This window comes from Priestia sp. P5 (genome assembly GCF_029522155.1).
In the GTDB taxonomy this organism is placed as follows: Bacteria; Bacillota; Bacilli; order Bacillales; family Bacillaceae_H; genus Priestia; species Priestia megaterium_E.
The window spans coordinates 2906926-2927071 of sequence record NZ_JAKWFJ010000001.1 but is presented as its reverse complement, the minus strand read 5'-3'; the positions used below and the strand labels follow the sequence as shown (position 1 = coordinate 2927071).

Annotated in this window: 16 protein-coding genes; 15 read left to right on the top strand and 1 reads right to left on the bottom strand. The window is 38.2% G+C overall.

Translation table 11 applies throughout. The features are described from left to right. Nucleotides 1-226: 226 nt before the first annotated feature. Nucleotides 227-2833, top strand: a complete 2607-nt coding sequence (gene ppsA / locus MMB69_RS15525; RefSeq protein ID WP_277447965.1) for a phosphoenolpyruvate synthase — start codon at nt 227-229, stop codon at nt 2831-2833. A 145-nt stretch (nt 2834-2978) separates the two neighbouring features. Here ppsA and MMB69_RS15520 read toward each other — a convergent pair whose 3' ends face one another. After that, entirely contained in the window at nt 2979-3725 is a 747-nt protein-coding gene (locus tag MMB69_RS15520; RefSeq protein ID WP_277447964.1) for a gamma-glutamyl-gamma-aminobutyrate hydrolase family protein, read from the bottom strand. Nucleotides 3726-4016: 291 nt separating this feature from the next. On the opposite strand from MMB69_RS15520, the gene MMB69_RS15515 reads away from it, so the two are divergent. The 14 genes from MMB69_RS15515 to MMB69_RS15450 all read left to right on the top strand — a co-directional run bounded on the left by MMB69_RS15515 (nt 4017) and on the right by MMB69_RS15450 (nt 20079). Beyond that, on the top strand, nt 4017-5555 hold the full coding sequence (locus MMB69_RS15515) for an ABC transporter substrate-binding protein (RefSeq protein ID WP_098331561.1): 1539 nt from the start codon (nt 4017-4019) through the stop codon (nt 5553-5555). Between the two features lie 59 nt (nt 5556-5614). After that, nucleotides 5615-6568: an ABC transporter permease gene (locus tag MMB69_RS15510; protein WP_050691645.1), complete on the top strand. Its 954-nt coding sequence runs from the start codon at nt 5615-5617 to the stop codon at nt 6566-6568. Between the two features lie 9 nt (nt 6569-6577). After that, on the top strand, nt 6578-7486 hold the full coding sequence (locus MMB69_RS15505) for an ABC transporter permease (RefSeq protein ID WP_277447963.1): 909 nt from the start codon (nt 6578-6580) through the stop codon (nt 7484-7486). Further along, on the top strand, nt 7483-8481 hold the full coding sequence (locus tag MMB69_RS15500; protein WP_014460576.1) for an ABC transporter ATP-binding protein: 999 nt from the start codon (nt 7483-7485) through the stop codon (nt 8479-8481). Before MMB69_RS15505 ends, MMB69_RS15500 begins: the two co-directional genes overlap by 4 nt. Further along, the gene (locus MMB69_RS15495; protein WP_269870946.1) at nt 8474-9463 is read left to right on the top strand and encodes an ABC transporter ATP-binding protein; all 990 of its coding nucleotides are present in this window, start codon (nt 8474-8476) and stop codon (nt 9461-9463) included. The genes MMB69_RS15500 and MMB69_RS15495 overlap by 8 nt, the downstream gene beginning before the upstream one ends. Before the next feature lie 229 nt (nt 9464-9692). Next, entirely contained in the window at nt 9693-10715 is a 1023-nt protein-coding gene (locus MMB69_RS15490; protein WP_269870945.1) for a hypothetical protein, read from the top strand. A 96-nt stretch (nt 10716-10811) separates the two neighbouring features. Beyond that, nucleotides 10812-11294 (top strand): Cys-tRNA(Pro) deacylase, encoded by a 483-nt coding sequence (gene ybaK, locus MMB69_RS15485; RefSeq protein ID WP_269871068.1) that lies wholly within the window; start codon nt 10812-10814, stop codon nt 11292-11294. Nucleotides 11295-11456: 162 nt separating this feature from the next. Beyond that, the gene (locus MMB69_RS15480) at nt 11457-11741 is read left to right on the top strand and encodes a DUF5316 family protein (protein ID WP_221782593.1); all 285 of its coding nucleotides are present in this window, start codon (nt 11457-11459) and stop codon (nt 11739-11741) included. Between the two features lie 88 nt (nt 11742-11829). Continuing rightward, the gene (locus MMB69_RS15475) at nt 11830-12240 is read left to right on the top strand and encodes a GNAT family N-acetyltransferase (RefSeq protein ID WP_277447959.1); all 411 of its coding nucleotides are present in this window, start codon (nt 11830-11832) and stop codon (nt 12238-12240) included. Nucleotides 12241-12619: 379 nt separating this feature from the next. After that, complete coding sequence (locus MMB69_RS15470) at nt 12620-14683, top strand: transporter substrate-binding domain-containing protein (RefSeq protein WP_269870943.1); 2064 nt, start codon at nt 12620-12622, stop codon at nt 14681-14683. Further along, on the top strand, nt 14655-16067 hold the full coding sequence (locus tag MMB69_RS15465; RefSeq protein WP_277447958.1) for a sigma-54-dependent transcriptional regulator: 1413 nt from the start codon (nt 14655-14657) through the stop codon (nt 16065-16067). The genes MMB69_RS15470 and MMB69_RS15465 overlap by 29 nt, the downstream gene beginning before the upstream one ends. A gap of 139 nt (nt 16068-16206) precedes the next feature. Next, the gene (locus tag MMB69_RS15460) at nt 16207-17226 is read left to right on the top strand and encodes a TAXI family TRAP transporter solute-binding subunit (RefSeq protein ID WP_221782601.1); all 1020 of its coding nucleotides are present in this window, start codon (nt 16207-16209) and stop codon (nt 17224-17226) included. Between the two features lie 64 nt (nt 17227-17290). Continuing rightward, complete coding sequence (locus MMB69_RS15455) at nt 17291-18637, top strand: MFS transporter (RefSeq protein WP_269870941.1); 1347 nt, start codon at nt 17291-17293, stop codon at nt 18635-18637. A 473-nt stretch (nt 18638-19110) separates the two neighbouring features. Beyond that, nucleotides 19111-20079, top strand: a complete 969-nt coding sequence (locus MMB69_RS15450) for an extracellular catalytic domain type 1 short-chain-length polyhydroxyalkanoate depolymerase (RefSeq protein ID WP_269870940.1) — start codon at nt 19111-19113, stop codon at nt 20077-20079. The last annotated feature ends 67 nt before the right edge of the window (nt 20080-20146 follow it).

Here is a 20146-nt window from a genome sequence, read left to right as displayed (position 1 = left end):
GAAGAATAGCAGCGTTATGAGGCGTGTGCTTATCTGCTTTAAAAAGGATACAAATCAATTAGATAAGTTAGTTATACAACTTCCAAATATGTAAACGCAAACAAAAAGGCGTGTATTTCTCCTCCTACTTTAATTATACCACATAAAAAAACGCCGATATAGACTGTTTATTCTCATTTACTGCTGGTAAAATCAATAAAACATTACCGGTTAGGAGAGATGTTGAATGAACTCTTTAGTTCTTAGCTTTCAAGAAATAGAAGAAACACAGCTTTCACTTGTTGGAGGAAAAGGCTTGAATTTAGGGGCGTTATCAAAAATTCAAGGAATACAAGTACCGGAAGGATTTTGTGTGACAGCGGCCGGGTATCAAAAAGCCCTTGAACAAAATGAAACGTTTCAAGCGTTACTGAACCAGCTGACGATGCTAAAAGCTGTTGACCGAGATCAAATTGGTGAAATTAGCGAAAAAATTCGCCAAATTATTCTGGAAATAAAAATTCCTTCTGACGTTATAAAAGCAGTTATTCATTCTCTCTCTCAGTTTGGGGAAGAGCATGCTTATGCAGTTCGTTCAAGTGCGACAGCTGAAGATCTGCCACATGCTTCTTTTGCTGGTCAGCATGACACCTATTTAAATATCAGAGGCAAAGAAGCCATCCTTGAGCACATTAGCAAATGCTGGGCTTCCCTGTTTACAAATCGCGCGGTAACCTACCGGATTAAAAATGGATTTGACCATAGTCAAGTGCACGTATCGGTTATTGTTCAACGAATGGTTTTCCCGCAGGCTTCAGGTATTTTATTTACCGCTGACCCAATTACTTCTAACCGAAATCTGTTATCAATCGATGCGGGCTTTGAACTTGGAGAAGCGCTGGTGTCAGGTTTGGTCTCTGCCGATTGCTATAAAGTAAAAGAAGGAGAAATCGTCGATAAAAAAATAGCAGCTAAAAAGGTAGCTATTTATGGATTAAAAGAAGGGGGAACAGAAACGAAGGAAGTTCATTTCGATCTGCAAAAAATGCAAGCGCTCACTGACTTTCAAATTTTACAGCTAGAACGCGTTGGAAGACAGCTTGAAGCTTATTTTGATTGTCCTCAAGATATCGAGTGGTGCTTGGCTGATGATACATTTTATATTGTCCAAAGTCGTCCAATCACTACTTTATATCCAATTCCTGAAGCAGATGATCAAGAAAATCACGTGTATGTATCTGTTGGACACCAACAAATGATGACCGATGCCATGAAACCACTGGGATTGTCTTTTTTTCTGTTAACGACTAATGCACCTATGCGTACAGCCGGTGGAAGGCTATTTGTCGATGTCACGCCTATGCTGGCTTCCCCTGACAGCAGAAAAAGGATGTTAGGTGCCATGGGACAACATGATCCGCTCATGAAAGACGCACTTACAAGCATAATGGAGCGGGGAGACTTTATAAAACCTTTACCAAATGATCAAAGTTCCGGTAAAAGCAATAAAAGCGTGCCGCCTACGAAGCCTAAGGCACAAATCGAAAACGACTCGACGATCGTTTCTGACTTGATCAAGAAGAATCAAGCATCAATAGAAGAGCTAAAGCAAACCATCCAGACGAAATCTGGGTCGGAGTTAGTCGATTTTATTTCAGAAGATATCAGGATATTAAAGAAGATTTTATTTGATCCACAAAGTACAGCTGTGTTTATGACCGCTATGGATGCTTCATCATGGATCAATGAAAAAATGGAGACGTGGCTAGGTGAAAAAAACGCAGCAGACGTGCTTTCTCAATCTGTACCAAACAATATTACTTCAGAAATGGGTCTGGCGCTATTGGATGTCGCAGATGTGATTCGTCCTTATCCAGAAGTCATTCATTATTTAAAACATGGAAAAGATGATAACTTTTTGGAGAAACTGGTTAAGTTTGAAGGCGGAGAGAAAACTCAAGACGCTATCTATGATTATCTCAGCAAATACGGAATGCGATGTCCCGGCGAAATCGATATTACGAAAACTCGATGGAGCGAAAAGCCGGCTGCACTTATTCCTGTGATTCTTGGTAATATTAAAAACTTTGAGGCTAACGCTAGCAAACAAAAATTTGAAAAAGGCCTGCAGGAAGCCTTAAAAAAAGAGCAAGAGCTATTAAATCGATTAAAGCAATTGCCCGATGGCGAACAAAAAGCAAAAGAAACAAAAGAAAGAATTGATCTCCTCCGAAATTTTATCGGTTATCGTGAATATCCCAAATACGGGATGATTAACCGTTATTTTGTTTATAAACAGGCTCTGCTGAAAGAAGCCGCTCAGCTTGTAAAAGCCGGTGTTATTTCTGAAACAGAAGATATATACTATCTGACGTTTGAAGAACTTCAAGAAGTCGTGCGCACACATAAAGTGAATGATCAAATCATCACCAAGCGAAAAGAAGAGTACAAATTATATGAAAAGCTAACGCCGCCGCGTGTAATTACGTCTCAAGGCGAAATTATTACAGGTGCCTACAAACTAGAAAATCTCCCGTCCCAGGCAATTGCAGGTTTACCGGTTTCGGCAGGAGTGATAGAAGGGCGCGCGCGCGTCATTTTAAACATGGAAAATGCTGATCTATCAGAAGGCGATATATTAGTCACTTCCTTTACTGACCCTAGCTGGACCCCGTTGTTTGTAGGGATAAAAGGGCTTGTTACGGAAGTTGGCGGGCTGATGACTCATGGAGCAGTCATTGCACGTGAATACGGATTGCCAGCGGTTGTCGGAGTAGAGAATGCTACTCGGCTGATAAAAGACGGACAGCGAATTCGCGTACATGGAACAGAAGGGTATATTGAACTATTGTAAAAACTAAAGATGCTTGCGCTGTTTTTCTTCTTTATTAATAGATGAAAATTTGTGTAGATTTCTATGCGTATCTTCAGGTAATACAAAAAGGCAGGCCATTATAACGGCCTGCCTTTTTGTATTGGTGACGCAGTAGATTAAAACGTCAAATGATGACTTTTTTTACAGCCGACTGCTGCACATGCTCCATAAACAGTTTGAACAAGTTTAGCATTGAAGTATGTTCTTTTGCCATCATTTCTGGATGCCACTGGACGCCGACTACAAATTGATTTCCTTGTTTTTCAATGGCTTCAATGACTCCGTCTTTTGCCCATGCGGAAACTTCAAAGCCTGGCGCTACGTCTTTAATCGCTTGGTGGTGAAATGAATTAATGAGAGCTTGATTACCGTAAAGGTCATGCAGGCGTGTTCCGTCTTTAATCATGATGGAATGAGAAGGGTCGCTTGTATTGTTGTATTGATCATGTTTGATAAATGACTCTTTAATGTCTGACATATCTTGATAAAGAGTGCCGCCGTAAGCAACGTTTAAAATTTGTAAGCCGCGGCAAATTGCTAATACCGGCTTTCCATGATCAATCACATGCTTTAACAATAGCTGTTCAGACTGATCTCGTGCTAAAAAAGGTGAACCTGTTTTAGTTGTCGGTTCTTCACCGTATAAAAGGGGATTGACGTCTTGTCCACCTGATAAAATCAACCCGTCTATACTTTCTGCCTGCGCTTTAATCATTTCTTCGTCTTCTAACACTGGCAAGACAAAAGGAACTCCGCCGCTGAGCGCTGTTGATTCGATATAGTCGTTATTTACATACGCTCGCTTATAGCCTGGAAAGGGTCCTCCTTGATCGACAATAATGCTTCCTGATATACCAATTAAAAATCCCACTGTTGTTTTCTCCTTTTTTGTTAAATTACCATTTCTTGAGATGTTTTTTCTTTTTTACTGCGTTGATAAAGTGTTCTCAATTGCTTGCTCTATAAGAAATAAATGGTTCTTTTGTTCAACTATTATACATATATACCATATTTATTTAATAGAAAATGGTATAATAGCCTCTGTATGTTAAAAATACTAATTGCCAAAGGTAGAAGGTAGTGCTACAATTGTTCACATTCCTACTATTCTTCTTATTATAGTCGGATTAAAATTTTATACAAGGAAATAGGAGTGATTTTAGTGAAAAGGACTTATTTACTTTTCATCTCTCTTTTAACCATTGTCCTCATGGTAGCAGGGTGCAGTGGTAACGCAAGCAAAAATTCTTCAAGTGAAAAAGAAGGAAAAGAAGGCGGAACGCTAAACGTCGCGTCTCAAAGTGAGCCAGCAACGCTAGATGCTCAAATTACTGGGGACTCAGATGTGAAAGACGCAACGCGCAGTATCTACGAAGGACTAATGATTTTAGACGACAAAGGAAATCCTAAGCCTGACTTAGCGTCTAAAGTAGATATTAGCGACGATAAAAAAACATACACGTTCCAATTAAGAAAAGGGGTTAAATTCCATAATGGTAAAGAAATGACTGCAGATGACGTTGTCGCTTCTATTAACCGCTGGATTAAGCTATCGTCTCTTGGAAAAACAAACTTCTCTGGTGCTGAAATGACCAAAACCGGTGATTATACGGTAGAACTTCATTTACCATCGCCAAATGTTAACACGCTTTCTTTATTAGCTGATCCAATCCCCGCAGCAGCTATTTTACCAAAAGAAGTGGTTGATAATGCATCTGATGAAGGGATCAAAGACTACATAGGAACAGGTCCATATAAAGTAAAAGAATGGAAGAAAAATCAATATCTTTTATTAGAGAAATTTAAAGATTATTCTTCGAAAGGCCGCGAAGTTAAGAAAACTCCTCACGTCGATGAAATTAAGATTAGTTTCGTAAGCGATGAGTCAACTAGGATTTCTGGTATTACAACCGGACAATTTGACGTTGCGCTATCTGTATCAAGTGATAATGCCAAACAAGTTGAAGGCAGCCAAAATGCAAAAGTAGAAACATCACCAGGCGGATTTATGGGACTTTTCTACAACGCAGATAAAGGCGTCTTTAAAGACATCAATGCACGAAAAGCAGTTAACGCAGCTCTTAACTCAAAAGATATCTTAGACAGTTCTTACGGAAGCTCAGATTATTACAAGCTTTCTTCATCCATTGTGAACAAAGAGTATCCAAATTACTACAGTACAGCTGGAAAAGAAGAATATAACCAGCATGATAAGAAAAAAGCAAAAGAATATTTGAAGAAATCTGGTTATAACGGAGAAGAAATTCGCTTAATGGCGTCTCGTGATTACCAAGATCAATACAATACAGCTGTTGTGGTTCAACAAGAGTTAAAAGACATTGGTATGAATGTAAAATTAGAAGTATACGACTGGGCGACATTCAGCGATAAAATGAGTGATACAAGCCAATGGGACATCTATCCTGTTGACTGGAATGCTCGTTCTACCATCTTCCAAGGATTCTGGACTACAAAAGGTACATCAGTTGAAAAATCAATGGACTACTTAAACAAAATTAAAGCTGCTCCTTCTGTTAAAGAAGCTCGCGGTGACATTGATGCGATTCAACAATACGTATGGGACGAGCTTCCATTCACGCTTATTGGTCATAAAGTGAACATCAATGCTGTTTCTAACAACGCAAAAGGCTATGAGTATAATTTAGGTCCAATTTTCTACAATATGAGTTTAACAAAATAATATCTTATTATTCTAATAAACAGGGAGCTTATGCTCTCTGTTTTAGAAAGGAGTTTACGATGGGAGCTTATACACTTAAGAGACTTTTTGCACTAATTCCTGTTTTATTCATTGTATCTATTGTTGTGTTCTTAATTACGCGCTTAACGCCTGGGAGTCCCGCAGCAATCATTTTAGGACAAGGCGCAAGTCCGGAACAAATTGCAGCGCTGAGCAAAGAAATGGGATTGGATGAACCTGTTATTAATCAATACTTTATCTGGCTATCTAATATTTTTCACGGAGATTTTGGCTATTCCTACTTTTTAAATAAACCTGTGCTCGGGGCAATTTGGGATAATGTAGGTCCTACGGTTTCTCTAGCTATACTCGCGCAAATTTTTGGCGTGGCGTTTGCTTTACTATTTGGTATATATGCAGCTAAACATAAAGGAACGATTCGTGATGAAAGCATTATGGGAGCCAGCCTTTTAGGTATTTCCATTCCTAGCTTTCTTCTCGGTTCATTCCTTATTTTGCTTTTTGCGGTACAGCTTCGAATTTTTCCTGTTTCAGGATACGTTCCGTTAAATGCTGGATTATTTGAGTATTTAAAGTACTTAGTTTTACCAACGATTACGCTTGGAGCGATTCAAGCTGCATTAATTACGCGTATGACCCGTTCCTCTTTACTTGATACCATTTCTGAAAACTTTGTTAAAACGGCAAAAGCAAAAGGATTAAATGAACGTACAATTATGCTTAAGCACACGCTGCGCGTGAGTTTTTTACCGATTTTAACAGTTATCGGAGAATCATTTGCGGGACTTGTGACCGGAGCGGCGGTAACAGAATCATTATTTAACATCCCCGGGTTAGGTCAGCTGATTGTTTCATCAATTGAACGCCGTGATTACGCGCTTATTCAAGGAGCCGTACTTTTAATTACGGTTGCTTATGTGGTCATCAATTTAGTTGTTGACTTGCTGTATGCCGTGATCGATCCGCGTGTACGCAATTCTTATCATGATTAAAGGAGGGTGATGAATGTGAACGCACAACAAAATACAGAGACCATTTCAGTAACTGCAAAGAAAAAAAGAAACCTAGCGGTAGCGCGTTTTTTCTCAAATCGCTTGCTAGTAAGAGGAGCGATACTTATTTTATTATCTATTTTGATTGCTGTTTTTGCTCCGCTCATTTCTCCTTTTGGCAGCTTACAAATCGATCCTGCAAATCGATTAGCACCGCCGTCAAGCACGCACTGGTTTGGAACGGATAACTTTGGACGAGATGTATTTAGTCGGACAATGTACGGCGTCAGAATATCGTTAATGATTGGAGCAGCAGTAACAATTATTGCTACTGTACTTGGTTTAATCGTTGGACTTTTATCTTCTTATTATAAAATTCTCGATTATATTTTAATGAGAATTTGTGACGGCTTGTTTGCTTTTCCATCTATTTTACTAGCAATTGCCATCATGTCTGCTTTAGGACCTAAAACAAGCAACGTTATTATCGCACTGAGCCTTGTATTTATTCCTTCGATTGCGAGAATTGTTCGTTCAGCTGCGCTTGTTGTAAAAGAAAAAACGTTTATTGAAGCGCTAAAAGCTCAAGGAGCAAGCTCACTTCGAATCATTTGTTTTCATATGGCACCAAACGTCTTATCACCTTTAATCGTTCAAGTAACATACGTGTTTGCCGTGACGATTTTAACAGAGGCTTCTCTAAGCTTTTTAGGAGCGGGAATTCCTGCGCCAACGCCAAGCTTAGGAAATATGCTGTATGACGGAAAGCTTGCGATTTACAACGCATGGTGGATGACCGTGTTTCCGGGTGTATTCATCATTTTAATTGTACTCGGTCTTAATTTATTTGGTGACGGTCTGCGCGATTGGTTAAATCCGAAAAACGTAATGATGAAGAAAAGGAGGAAAAAACGTTGAGTAATGCCCTTTTAAAATTAGAAGACTTACAAGTAACTTTTACAACGTATAGCGGAGAAGTAACGGCTGTGGACAATGTATCTCTTCAATTAAATAAAGGAGAAGTATTAGGCATTGTCGGTGAATCCGGATCTGGAAAAAGCGTAACGTCCGAATCTATTCTTCAGCTATTAGATGAAGACCTAACAAGCTACGATGGTAAGATTTTGTTTGAAGGAAAAAACTTATTGGACATGTCTTCAAAGCAAATTCAAAAGCTAAGAGGAAACGAAATCTCAATGATTTTCCAGGATCCCATGTCGTCATTAAATCCCGTTATGCCAATTGGAAAACAAATTGCTGAAGTGATTCGTCTGCATCAAAAAGTCTCTAAAAAAGAAGCGCAAAAGAAAGTCGTAGAGCTTTTGAGACTAACTGGCATTCCGTCTCCAGAACAGCGAGCAAAAGAGTATCCTCATGAAATCTCGGGAGGAATGAGGCAGCGCATTATGATTGCGATGGCTTTAGCCTGCGAGCCGAAGCTTCTTATTGCTGATGAGCCAACAACGGCTTTAGACGTAACCATTCAAGCGCAAATCCTTGACCTTATGATGGATTTAAAAGATAAGCTCAACATGGGCGTGCTGTTCATCACCCATGACTTAGGAGTTGTCGCTAATATTTGTACAAAAGTAGCCGTGATGTATTTAGGACAAGTGATGGAAGAAACGGACGTTAAAACGCTGTTTTCAAAGCCGCTTCATCCTTATACAATGGGCTTAATTAAGTCGGTTCCTCACTTAGATGGCGACAGAACACAAGAGCTTTCGTCTATTCCAGGAACGGTTCCGCCGCTTTCAAACGTGCCAGACGGCTGTCGTTTTGCACCAAGATGCCCGTTTGCAACGGAAAAATGCCATAAAGAAGTGCCTGTTTTAGAGCATGCCGATGAGACGCATCGCGTTCGATGCTGGCACTATGAAAAAATTCAAGAAGGAGAGGTTGCGTATGTCTAGTGAAGCAAAACAGCAAAGCGTGAAGCCCTTGCTTGAAGTTCGCAACCTGCAAAAATACTATCCGGTTCGTTCTGCTTTAGGAAAAGCGAAGGGACAAATCAAAGCGGTTCAAGATGTATCCTTTGACATTTATGAAGGCGAAACGTACGGATTAGTAGGTGAATCTGGCTGCGGGAAAAGTACAGCAGGGCGCACGCTTTTAAAATTAGTAGAACCAACGGGCGGAGAAGCACAGTTTAATGGAGAAAGTATTTTCGAATCTAAAGCATCACGCTTACGAACGATTCGTAAAGATTTACAAATGATTTTCCAAGATCCGCATACTTCTCTTAATCCAAGAAAAAAAATTGGTGCTTCCATTCAAGAAACATTAACAATTCATAATGTAGGCGTAAAAAGCGAACGAAAGAAGCTTGTCATTGAGTTATTAAAAAAGCTTGGATTTAACGAAGAAGATTACAACCGCTATCCGCACGAATTTTCAGGGGGGCAGCGCCAGCGCATAGGCATTGCGCGTTCATTGATTTTAAATCCAAAGCTTATCATTTGTGATGAGCCGGTTTCAGCGCTGGACGTATCCATTCAAGCACAAATCTTAAACTTACTGCGCAGTTTGCAAAGAGAAATGAAGCTTTCATATCTCTTTATCTCCCACGATTTAAGCGTCGTAAGACATATTGCAGATCGCGTTGGCGTGATGTATTTAGGAAGATTAGTAGAAGAAGGGCCAACAGATGAGATTTTTTCAAACCCTCGTCATCCTTACACAAAACTTCTTTTATCATCTGTTCCGGCAATTCACGAACATGAAAAACGCGAAAAAATTGAGGTTAAAGGTGAAATTCCTTCTCCTCTTAATCCACCTTCAGGCTGTGCGTTTCATAAAAGATGCCCGTTCGCATTTGACCGCTGCATGAAAGAAACACCTGAAGATACAGTGATTGACAGCCATCATAAAGTAAAATGTCATCTTTATAGTTAAGGTGAAAAGCTGTAGCGATAGGGAAAACCTACGTATTGATACAGCAGCACAATCGAATAAATAGAAATGAAAAAGTCACTAGTGTCTCTAGTGGCTTTTTTTGTAAAAACAGTAGGTTCAATGGGTTGAGAAAAGTCATTATTTAGCATATTAGATTCATTTTTATATAAAAAACGAATATTTTAATGATAATATAGTTCTATAAATATACATAAAAAGGAGTTTTTGGATGGAAAAAGAATCTTTTGTTTTGGGGATTTCATTACTGTTATGTATAGGTAGCTTAACCGGGTGTGATTTTTTAGATGAAAAGGAAGCTGCTACAAGCAGTCAAGCAACTGAGGAGAACGCAATGAAGAAAAATGCAGAACTAACAGGAGAAGGTAACCAAGCAATCAAGAAGAAAGAGCCTCAAGATAATGCTACGAAAGAGTCAGATGAAGAAACAAATAAAGTCGCAGAAAAAGAGAAAGACTCCTCAAAGCAAGGGAATAAACAGGAAGAAAATTCTACGAAAGCAGCAGAAAAAACTGAATCAGCACCTAGTCGAGTTGACTGGGGTAGCACGTGGAGCAGAAATATTGATACTGATCCTGCTGGAATAGATATTACTAATCTAAAAGGTAATACGTTTAAATTCAAACTAAATTCGAATCACTTAGATAACCCAAAAGATGTTAGTACAGGACTTGTAAGCGCAGGGGACGTGGAAGGAACTGCGAAGATTGAAGGGAATGTCGCTACTCAAACAACGGATGATATAGAAAGCGGTTGTATGATTAAGATGACTAACCATAAGAGTTATATCCAAGTTGAAGAGATTTCTAATTGTTCAAGAGCTGGAGGGATAGGTGTGTACTACGAAGGTAGATATCAAAGAGGTGATATAGTGCCACAAGAAGAGAACACTAACGACAATACGGTTTCAGAAGATGCCCAAGAAGAGAAACAAGACCAAGAAAAGAGCGAAGAATCAAGCACAGAAGAAATTCCATCAGGAAAATCACAAAATCTGTTGACACACGAAGAGGCAGAACAGCGTGTAAAAGAATTTCTGAGTTTATCAATGGATAATATGCATTATGTATATGATGGGGATACTCCAGAAGGGAATTATTCAATACGTGTCTATCAATATCAAGAAGCAACAGCGGATTCCACGGAACACGAAGCTTTTTATGGTTTTTATACAGTAAATCCGCAAACTGGAGAAGTAGCTGATGCATATGCCGATTTAAAAGAAAGCAACTAAAATATTTTTATAAACAAAATAACCCTTACTAACCTACCTATCCTAATATATGGTGATATGAAAACAAAACGTGTTATGATGGTATCGGTGATAATTATGGGTAAAAAAGCAGATAAAACGAATGTCATGCGAATTTTAGATCAGAAAAAAATTGAGTACAACTATTATTCTTATGACACTAAAAAGCTGAGTGGGGTACAGGTAGCTACTTCGCTCGGAGAGGATCTTGCTAAAGTCTTCAAGACACTTGTGACCGTAGGAAAATCAAAAGAACATTATGTCTTCATGGTACCGGTTGAAAAGGAGCTTGATTTAAAGAAAGCGGCAAAAGCAGCTGGTGAAAAGTCTTTGGAAATGATTCCTCAAAAAGAACTGTTGCCTCTTACAGGATATGTTCACGGCGGGTGTTCTCCTATCGGAATGAAAAAGCAGTTCACAACCTTCATTGACTCTACCGCAGAAGACTGTGAAACGATTTACTTTTCAGGCGGGCGTGTAGGTCATCAGATACAGTTACCACTAAGTGACTTATCAAAAGTAATTCGTATACGTCCGGCAGACATCACAAAAGATAGTTGAAATGTAGTTCCCTTGAGCGAAACGCACTTAGACATAAGCGTTTCGCTTTTTTAGCTGCTTTAATTACTGTTGGAATAACAAAAATAAAAGTAAAAATATAGAAAAATGATATTATATAGATAATATGTGGGGTTTTATAAAAAAACTAGGAGGAAGACAGAAATGATTAAATCAATTATTGGTGGGTTCATTTTATCTTTTATTCTTTTAGTAGCATGTACAATAGCTAACGTAAATTCAGAAACAGTACTTTTCACCGCTTTCATTATATTAGTGGGGCTAGCTCTTATCATATCTGGAGCAGCTGTAAGCGGTGATCGAATGAGAGCTAACCTTTCCACAGAATCAAAAATAGACAAGAAGTGGAGAATTACAAACTCTATAAACCTTATGCTAGCTGCCGCTCCAGTGCTTGGCGTATTTCTTCTCATTCATTACTTCGTATAGTTTATTCTTTGGTATGTAAGAGCAAGCCGCAAGGTCCTAAAAAAATAAACTAGTTCTTCATAAGATAATAGTGAAAAGAGGTGCTAGGGTGAAAGAAATTACTTCAACTGCAGTGAATCCAACAATAAAAAAGCTGTTATCTTATGCAACTTTAGAAGAGAAGGTTAATGAGGAGTATAAAAAATACACGTGTTTGCCAAGTCGGAAATTATATAGTATTGAAGTAAATGGAGAAACAGTTAGCTGTATAGGAGTTGAATTTCTTAACGCCAAGGAAGCTGTTATAAAGCATATAGCTGTTTTACCAAAAGAGAGAGGGAAAGGAATAGGAAGCAGCATGATTAGCTTTCTTTGTAAGAACTATGATATACATTCTATTTTTGCTGAGACAGATAAAGAGGCAGTAGACTTTTATTCTAATTTTGGCTTCCAAATAACAAGTTTAGGCGAAAAATATCTCGGAGTGGAACACTTTTTGTGTGAATTTAAAGTTCAATGAGATAAATTTTGGATTGCAAGAAAAAGAGAGCTGCAAGATGACCAATAACGAAAGCAAATAAAAGGCACTCAAAATATGATATAATACATTTAGCAGCTCATTATATTTATAGAGCTAAAATTACATTACATACAACTTAACATCAAAGAAGCTAAAGGCCGAGAGTAAAAGAATATTAATTACCGAACAAATATGTTTTGTTTGCGATAACAAAAAGCCTCTAGAAAGAGGCTTTTCTTTATAAAAAAGATTGACAGAATATTTCAATATCATTTTATTTTAGTTCTTGAAATTCCAATACCTTAAGAAATACATAATAATAAAAGACATTTTTCATCTACTTAACTAAAGGTTTTTTAAAAGGAGACAGCTATATCTTATGTATGTTACACTCCGCCCGTTTTGTTTTATTTTATCTATTATCTTATTTCTAGCTTATCTTCCGGTTTCTGTAAAAGCAGAAACTGTACCCAATAAAAAAGCAAATTACGCAGCCGAAAAAAAGACATACCGCATTGCTGGAGAAAAACATCTTGCGCCTTTTTCTTACGTGAACGATGAAGGAGTATTTACTGGTTTTAGTATTGATATGCTCAATCAAATAGTGAAAGAAGAGAATGTGAAATTTACATATATTCCAATGGATCTTTATCAAGCAACAAAAGCACTGCAAGAAGGTAAAATTGATGCCATTATGGGCTTGGAGTATTCGGCTAATCAAAATCAAGTGTTTAAGTTTTCCGATCCATATTTTACGATGGCAGATGCCGTAGTCATTCCAAACTCATTAAAATCCTCGGTTACATCTTTAACCGATTTACGAGGCAAAACAGTTGCCATGCGGGAAGATAAAATCTCCTTTGAACTGCTGATGAATGTAAGAAACATAGAGTTTCAAGTGGCTTTAAATCCAGAGGATGCGCTCAATCTCCTGTTTTTAAATCGGGCTGATGCTTTTTTTTCAAACAAGTGGACCGCGGAATTTTATCTTGAGAAATCAAAGAAAAAAGGACAGTACACTATACTCGATAATGTAGGAATACCTTCAGAGTTTGCGGTTGCAACCCGACCTGAAAACACAAAATTTTTATCGATCATTAACCGTTCAATTTCACGTATGCAGGCGGATGGAACATATCAAGAACTATATAGAAAATGGTTTGTTTCTTCTTCAGAAGAACGCCTAAAAGAATTGCGCAATTGGATTATTTTTCTTCTTATTATAGTTGTCTTAACACTAGGTAGTTTATTTACCATATATCTTTGGAACAAGCGATTAAAAAAAGAAGTAAAAAAACGTACATCGGCGCTTGCTGATGCGAATCAAAAGCTGCAGATTCAGCAAAAAGCAATTTCACAGGCGCATGCATTTCAGACACAAGTTATTAACCATATGTATTATGGAATTCTTACATTTGATCAATCGCTAAATCTTACAACTATCAATCAACGGGCAAAGGAAATTCTTCTTATAAAGGATGAAACATTTCAATCTAGTCATATTCATAAACATCCGCTTATTCAGCAAATTTTTAAAATGTATAAACCGATAAAGCAATCGCAAATGGCATTGCCATTTACAAAAGAAATTCAGCACAAACAAAATGGAGAAGTCTATTTTGTATTGTATCGAGTAATTCCGCTTTATGAAGATACAACTAAAATGAACGGTTATTTACTGACACTAGCCGATCGTTCTGAAGAAAGACTGCTTGAGAAGAAGTTAGCAACTCAAGAGAAAATGCGTGCGTTAGGTCAGCTGGTCGCAGGGGTAGCACACGAAATTCGTAATCCGCTTACATCCGTAAAAACGTTTATTGATTTGCTGCCAAATAAATATGAAAATCCAGAGTTTCGAAAAGAATTGTCCAAGCACGTTCCAGAAGCACTAAGAAGAATGAATCGTATTGTTGAAAGTTTAGTAGACTATGCTCGGCCCAAATACCCGCAGAAAATAGCTTTTGACGTAGAAACGTTTATAAACTCTGTAGCGGTTATTATTAGCCCTACGTTAAAAAAGAAAGCGGTTCACTTATCTCTTGATATTGAACCGGGTATGCGTCTTTACAGTGATCCCGATCAAATTAAACAAATTATGCTAAACCTGATGTTAAATGCGCTGGACGCGATGGAAAGCAGTCCTCGTAAGGAGCTCTCTATCAGGGCTGTAACAGAAAATGGATTGGGTTTTATTGATGTTAGTGATACAGGAAAAGGCATAGATGAAAAAGACGTCCCACATATTATGGAACCTTTCTATACAACAAAAAAGCAGGGAGTGGGTCTTGGTTTATCACTATGCTATCAGTGGATAGAAGAGAATAATGGAGAAATTACGATGCAAACAAAAAAAGGAAATGGTACAACATTTACGATTGTCTTGCCTGTTACGAAAGAAAAAGGAGGCCATTCATATGAAACCGACTGTTCTCATTCTCGATGACGAACCTGCTATTGGTTCATCTCTTCGTTTTGCTCTAGAAACAAACTACGAAGTGACCAATCTTACAGAAGTACCGGAAGCTTATCAATTTTTACGCAGTCAGCCTGTGCACGTTGTTTTGCTGGATTGGCGACTCGGCGAATATAATGGGCTTGAAGTGCTAAGTAAAATTAAAGACATTCAGCCTCAAACATCCATTATTATGATGACGGCTTACGGGACGATTGAATCGTCTATAGAAGCTATTAAAAGAGGAGCTTACCATTACATTACAAAGCCTCTTGATATTGAAGAGCTTCATATATTAATTGAAAAAACGCTTGAACACCAGGAGCTTCATGATAAAGTTCGTGAATTAAGCGAAACGATTGAGAAAATAAAAGGCTACGATCAAATGATTGGTGAAAGTGCAGCTATGAAACAAGTTTTTTCGATTATTAATAGAGTAAAAGACATTGATTCGAACGTACTTATATTTGGTGAAAGCGGCACTGGAAAAGAGCTAGTAGCGCGAGGGATCCACCGGCAGGGAAAGCGAACAAACGGACCGTTTATTTCCGTTAATTGTGCGGCTATTCCAGAGGCTTTGCTTGAAAGTGAACTTTTTGGTTTTGTGAAAGGCGCTTTTACAGGAGCTACTCGCAATCAAAGCGGGAAAGTAGCCGCAGCTGATGGGGGAACTCTTTTTCTCGATGAAATTGGTGAAATGCCTCCGTCGTTGCAAGCAAAAATGCTTCGATTTTTACAAGAAAAAGAAATAACGCCTCTTGGCTCATCTGAAACAAGAAAAGTAGATGTTCGTATTGTGAGTGCCACTAATAAAGAATTGAATCGTATGGTAAAAGAAAACGGCTTTCGCGAAGACTTATATTTTCGCTTAAATGTCATCCCTATCACATTACCGCCATTACGTGAACGAAAGGAAGATATAGCGCTTCTTATTCCATACTTTTTGCAAAAATACTCAGAAGAAATGGAGAAACCGCTTTGTGTACTTTCTTCAGATGCGTATAAAAAGCTTTTAACGTATGATTACCCCGGAAATATAAGACAGCTAGGAAACATCCTTGAATATGCCGTTGCGATGGCCAAAGGTGGAACCATTACGGAAAAAGATTTACCTATAACCGTTCAACACGAACAAGAGACTTCTTTGTCACGCTATGAGAATGAGAATTTCACCGAAGAAACAACATTAATTAATATTCCAATTAACTACACGATGAAAGAAGCCGAGCAGCTAATTATCGAATCAGTCCTTGAAGAGTGTGGAGGCAACCGCAGAAAAACAGCTCAGGCACTCGGTATCAGTGAACGAAGTATCCGTAACAAACTTCATCTTTACCGCACAATTCAACAAAAGGAGGCAAAAAATGCCGAGTAGGAACATATTTCCGTTTCTACCCGGCATTTTTTGCCGTGTTCTTGTCAGTTCCTCTGCCATTTAAGCGTTTTTTTGTTGGCACGAAAATTGCAACATACTTATTGTAAGCGCCCACATTAAAGGAAATAGAGGTGAATAAATGAAAAGATATATAGGGGTGGCGCTCGTTTTCTGTTTAATATTTATCATAGCCGTCTTAAATAGAGATTTACTAACTATTCATAAGGAAAAAGAAAACAGCACTGACTCTAACGCAAAGGCTAGTGAAGGGTTTGACGATAAACCGCTTACTATTGTAACAGGAGGACCAACAGGTGTTTACTTTCAGTTAGGCAATGCTCTAGCCAGAGTTTATGGAGAAAAGCTAGGAATCCAAGCCAGCGTAGAGACAACGGATGCTTCTGTAGAAAATATTAGTAAAATTGCGCAAAAAAAAGCCGAGCTCGGCTTTTCGATGGCAGATATGCTGGCAAGTTCTGGGGGAAAAGAAAAAGCCGTAATTAATAAGAAAGATTTATCCAATGTAAGAGCAATAGCTTCTTTATATCCAAACTATATGCAAATTGTAGCTCTGAAGTCGGCTAGAATTCATACGCTTCAAGATTTAAAAGGGAAAAACGTGGTAGTAGGAGCGCTTGGCAGTGGTACAGAGGTATTGGCTATGAGGATTCTAAACAGCATGGACATCAGCACTCAGGATTTTCATGCACGGTTTCTACCTTTTTCTGAAGGGATTGAAGGAATTAAAAATGGAACCGCAGATGCAGCTTTTCTTTCTTCTGGATATCCTAACTCAGGAATTACAGAGTTAGCCTCAACGAACGAAATTGAACTGATTTCAGTTCCTGAAGAAGTGACAGCAAAATTAAAAAAATCATACTCGCCACTAGGGAGTGGGATGATTCCGGCTGATACATATAAGGATGTCAACACAGAAACAAAAACAGTCATGGTTAAAAACCTTTTGATTACTAATAAAGATATGCCGCAAAAAAAAGTATATGAACTGACAAAAGCTTTGTTTGAAAACATAGAAGAGCTTGAGCAAACAAATAGCTCTGCTGAAAAAATAACGTTAGCAAAAGCGGTAGAACAACTTCCTTTACCACTGCACCCCGGTGCAAAAAAGTATTATGAAGAAAAAGGAATTATAAAGTAAGCTACATCTTTATCTATAAAGTCATACAGAAGAAAATACTACTTAAAGAAAAGAGGGATCACTCATGGCTCATACCAGTGAAGCTGCAAACAACAGGCGTGTTACAAGTAATATTTTTAAAGGATCTGTTGGGAATTTAATTGAATGGTACGATTGGTACGTTTACTCTGCTTTTGCCGTCTATTTTTCATCGCAATTCTTCCCGGAAGGTGATTCAACAAGTCAGCTGCTTAACACAGCGGCAATCTTTGCTGTCGGTTTCTTAATGCGTCCAATCGGTAGTTTATTAATGGGACGCTACGCGGATCGATATGGTCGTCGGGCTGCGCTTACCTTATCTATTACCATTATGGCGAGCGGTTCTTTTATTATCGCTTGTACTCCTAACTATGGCACCATAGGATTATTATCTCCTATTATTCTAGTACTAGCGCGTTTGCTGCAAGGAATCTCCTTAGGAGGAGAATACGGAACGTCTGCAACTTACCTTTCTGAAATGGCAAGCAGCGGGCGAAGAGGATTTTATTCAAGCTTTCAGTATGTGACGCTTGTTGCTGGTCAGCTGGTGGCATTAGGTGTTCAAATTATTCTGCAAAACGTTCTTAGTGAAGCAGATATGATTTCATGGGGCTGGCGTATTCCTTTTGTTATTGGAGCAATCGGCGCGCTAAGCGTTTTATGGCTGCGCCGTACAATGGATGAGTCAGAACAGTTTTCTAAAATGGACTCTGAAAGCCGTGAAAATGCAGGGACAATTAAAGCACTGATGAAGCATCCTAAAGCGGTGTTGACCGTTATTGGCTTAACATTAGGAGGAACAGTTGCGTTTTATACGTATACAACGTATCTGCAAAAATTTATGGTAAACAGTGTAGGACTAGATAAAGGGGTAGTAAGCTGGATTAACTTCTGTGCGCTGCTTGTATTTGTTGTCATTCAGCCAATAGCAGGTATGCTATCAGATAAAATTGGACGCAGACCTCTGTTAATGAGCTTTGGTATTTTGGGAACATTGCTGACTGTACCGCTGTTTCTTTTTATGAAACAAGCACATAACCCAGTCATGGCCTTTTTATTAATGACAGTTGGACTTATCATTGTAACAGGTTATACATCGATTAACGCAATTGTAAAAGCTGAGCTTTTTCCAACAGAGATTCGAGCTCTTGGTGTAGGATTACCGTACGGACTTACAGTCGCCGTATTTGGAGGGACAGCAGAATTTATCGCCCTATGGCTAAAAAGTATTGGCCATGAATCAATTTTCTTTTTCTATGTAGCAGGGTGTATTGCCATCAGCTTTCTTGTTTATTGGCGTATGGGAGAGTCCTCTAAAGATTCATACATAGAATCTGAGCTCAAGAAAGAGGACAAAGGAGACAATGTACCGCCAAATAATATCAGTTTTTAATTTTGGTTAAATAAATAATCGTTTGATAACATAAAAAAGGACGGGCTTTTATAGCCAGTCCTTTTCTAGTATTCCGCGCGTATACATGTATTAAACGTACTAAGTGACTGTTCTTGCTATAGAATTCTTTTTTCTATAGTTTTGCATTATGAATTTGTACACTATTTAGTGATAATAAGTCCTCGTATAATCTCATTCCAGTAATGTTTAAAACTAGGCTTTGCTTTCGTCATTTTGAACACTCCTTTTTAAAATTTTTTGATTGGCTAGTCGTTATACTAAGTTTAATAAAATTAACTAAAGTTGTTATCCAACGCAGAGCGTAACTTACTATATGAATTTGTACGACTAAAGAATGAAGAAAAAAATAATTAGAGGCATTATAAAAAGATCACCTACATAATAAAAGGATTATGTTGTGATATAACGAAATAGAGAATATATACATCAGAAATAGAGAGAGGGTAAACTTCGTGAATACTTTATATTCCTTTTTTACGAACCCAGTTTTAATTGCTTCTACGTTTTTAATAGAATTACAGAGCGTGTTCTTTCAACCTATTTGGAAAGAGTATAATTATGATGATTATTTTACCTACAAGGTGTATGTTCCAAGTACATATACTGGGTTAAGTAAAGTACCATTAGTCGTTATGCTTCATGGATGTCAACAAGATGCAGATGATTTTGCGGCGGGTACAGAGATGAATAAACTAGCGGAAGAAAAAGGTTTTATTGTTCTCTATCCTCAAATGAATTACTTTGCTAATTCCAACGGGTGCTGGAATTGGTTTTATGAGTATAACCAGTTTCGCGGTAATGGAGAGCCGGACATAATAAAAGATATGATGGATCACATAACCGCTAAATATGCGATTGATTCTACTAATATATACCTTGCTGGTATGTCAGCTGGAGGCTTTATGGCAAATGTGATGGCTATTGCTTATCCTGATATATTCAAAGCGGTAGGCATTCATTCAGCAGGCAGTAATGCGTATGCTGTAGACCTCATCACAGCTGGAGAAGTTATGCTATATGGATCTCTAAATCCTGAACTTGACGGTGATGAAGCTTATAAGAAAATGGGACCTTATGCACGGCCTGTTCCCATCATTACGTTTCATGGTCAATCAGATACCACAGTTAATCCAATTAATGCGTCTACATTAATGCAGCAGTGGATCTATACATACAAATATTTTGATATCGATCTGCATGAAAATGCTGTTTCTTATACTCCAAAGGACAACGAAAATCACTATAGCTACATAATGTCTGACTACGTCGATGCAGAAAATAAAATCTGGATGAAAAAAATTATGGTAGAGGGGATGGGGCATGCATGGTCTGGAGGAAATGATAATGGCTCGGATACTGATTCAAAAGGTCCTAATGCCTCACAAATGATGTGGGATTTTTTTGAAGCACAGAATGATTAGATAGAGTATGAACGAGCGATCAAGATGTACTACTAAATAACATCAGCTTTCATTTTTTTGGGAACAA